This is a genomic window from Streptomyces sp. NPDC006430, from assembly GCF_040612395.1.
GTDB lineage: Bacteria > Actinomycetota > Actinomycetes > Streptomycetales > Streptomycetaceae > Streptomyces.
Map to the genome: position 1 here is coordinate 1 of NZ_JBEXQA010000126.1, position 1009 is coordinate 1009.

At 72.8% G+C, this 1009-nt stretch carries 1 protein-coding gene; it reads left to right on the forward strand.

Features of this window, described 5'->3' with window-relative positions; translation table 11 throughout:
• The coding region (locus tag ABZZ20_RS36905) for a polyketide synthase dehydratase domain-containing protein (RefSeq protein WP_356877450.1) at positions 1-1009 on the forward strand (1009 nt) is incomplete at both ends.

Sequence of the window (1009 nt, forward strand, 5' to 3'; positions counted from 1 at the left end):
CCTGATCCGTCTCCCCGACGGCCTGAAGGCCGACGACTTCGCCGTTCACCCCGCCCTCCTCGACGCCGCCCTGCACACCCTCATGGGCGTACGCGACGAAGAGGCACGACAGCGCGTGTTCATGCCGTTCGAGTGGACCGGTGTCGAACTGTTCGCCGCCGGTGCAACCGAGCTCCGCGTACGCGTCGACGTCGCGTCCGGCACGGACGAGCGCCTCGCGCTCACCGTCGCCGACAGCACCGGCCGTCCCGTCGTACGGGCCCGTGGTCTCGCGATCCGTGAGGCGAGCGCCGAGCAGGTCCGCGCCGGCGAACGGGCCGAGCACCTTTACCGCGTGGAGTTCCGTGCTGTCCGGACGCCGGGCGATGCGGAACCGGCCGGGGAGTCCTGGGCCCTCGAAGGTGCTGCCGGGCTCGCCGCCACCCTCGGCGCGCAGGTGTTCCCGGACCTCGACGCGCTCCTCGCGCGCCTCGCCGAAGGAGCCGACGCCCCGGCCCGCATTCTGGTGGACGCCACCGGCCGGGTCCCCGCCGCGGACGCGCACGCGCTGACGGCCGCTGCCCTGGGCACCCTTCAGCGGCTGCTGGCCGAACCCCGCCTGGAATCGACCGAGCTCGTCTGGGTGACGCGCTCGGCCGTGGACGCGGGCGACGGAGTGACCGACCTCGCGCACGCCGCCCTGTGGGGCCTGGTCCGGGCGGCCCGAGCCGAGCACACCGACCGCGAGATCCGCCTCATCGACCTCAGCGCAGACCGCGCCGACCATGCCGACCGCGTCGAAGACGACCTCGCGCTCGCCCGGGCCCTCGCCCTCGGCGACGAGCCGGAGATCGCGCTCCGCGACGCGGAGGTCCGTACGGCCCGCCTCATCCGTACGGCGAAGGTGTCCGATGCTCCTCAGCTGGACCCCGACAGGTCGGTTTTGGTGACGGGTGGTACGGGTGAGTTGGGTCGTGCGGTGGCTCGTCATCTGGTTGCTGTTCACGGTGTGCGGCATCTGGTGTTGACG